Below are 1,708 nucleotides of genomic sequence, written 5' to 3' on the forward strand. Positions count from 1 at the left end.
GGCCAGGCTGTCTTCCCTTGTGGGATTGGATGTGGGGGAATCGCTCAGGATCCACAATGTTGTGAAAACCCCGGGACGGCCAACGTTTGAAAATGAGGAAGATGCAAACCTGATCGTTTGTAATTCGGATGAAGTCACCTTAAGCGTGCTTTCCCAACCTGGAGATATCGTCAATTGGTATGCCCAACCGATAGGGGGTACATCACTGGCGACAGGCAATGATTATTTTATAGGAAATGTCAGTAGAAGGTCAACCTTTTTTGCAGGTATAACAAGGGATGGCTGTCCGCAAGAATCTGTGAGGGTGGCAGTAACGGTCGATATTGACAAAAATCCCGTGGTATTTGTCAATGGCTCACAAGTATTCAATGTCATTGTGGGAGAAAGCCTGCAACTCCCTGAGGCATTTGCCATCAACGAAGATGACTCCACTGTGCCTACTACTTATCAGGGATTGGATGGGGCACCATTCTCCGGGCCGGATATGGCAGGGCCTTTCCCAAGTGGCGGAAGGTTTGTGTATAGGGCTTCTGCGAGCGGTGCCAATTGTGAGAATTTTGTAGATATTGTTGTAAATGTCCTTGATTTGGAGGATTGTCCTTTGGTATACATCCCACAGTTTGCCAACGATGGGCAGGAGTTTACGGAAAGCAGCCTTTTGGGTATCCAGTTGGGGGTAGTCAGCAATCCCATCAATGCCGTTGATGGAGACCTGTCCACTTATTCCCAATTGGAAGAGACGGTAGGTACTTCCCTTCTTGGCCTGACGGGTGAAACATCCCAGATGCTCAAGTGGAATGTGCAGGTACCTGCCGGAAACCCGGTAACGGTCAAACTGGCCAGGGAATATGCAGGGGTAGCCCAATTGGCCGCCGGTGTATATGTCCAGGCATTTGACAATGGTGAACCCGTTGGTCCACGTGTATTGGCTGATGGCAACCTGGTTTCGGTATTGAATGGGTTCAACGAGTTTAATTTTACATACACGCCAACAAATTTTTCAGGACAGCCTGTTTCTTATGACGCCATAAAAGTAGCTTTGCTCCCATTGTTGAATACCTTCCAGAGTGTAAGGGTTTATGGTGCCTATTACAATGAGACAAGCAATACTGCGGCAGTCTGTGATCCAAACCTGTTTGATATAATGACCGGTTTCTCCCATTTGATTGGGGGAGTGGATGTAGCATCTTCATTGACGGGTGTATTTAATCCTGAACTCGCGGTTGATGGTGATTTTGATACCTATGCCAGCATTATCAATGCTGTTGGGGTCAATGTTTATTCCAGACTTGAAGTTGCGTACAACTACCCGGCATTTGTCGGGGATAGCCTGAATATCAAAATCGGTATACCTACAGGCCTGTTGGATCTTTCCCTCTTGGAAGGTTTTAGGATCCAGAGATTTTTGGGCAATGAAGCCATAGGAGCACCTATCGCATTTAATTCTTCTTTACTCTCGTTGAGGATTTTGGGAGGGGGTAGTGAAGCGATATTGTCAATTGTGACTGATGTGCCTTTTGATAGAATTCAGATACTCTATGGTGGATTGGCAAGTGTGCTGGAAGAGTTGAGGGTGTTTGAAATAGAATTGGCCACCAATAGCCCTGTCCCAGGTGAGTTTTATGATGAAGATGATGAAATCTGGAAATTGGAAATCTGTGAAGGTGATTTGGTGGATATCAGCGATTCGGATTGTGAGGAAGTCAAA

At 46.4% G+C, this 1,708-nt stretch carries 1 protein-coding gene; it reads left to right on the forward strand.

Features of this window, described 5'->3' with window-relative positions:
- Positions 1-1,708, forward strand: a 1,708-nt coding sequence (locus ACFSKL_RS18075; RefSeq protein ID WP_376888024.1) for an immunoglobulin domain-containing protein, incomplete at both ends; no start/stop codon positions are given.

This window comes from Belliella marina, assembly GCF_042682445.1.
Lineage (GTDB): Bacteria > Bacteroidota > Bacteroidia > Cytophagales > Cyclobacteriaceae > Belliella > Belliella marina.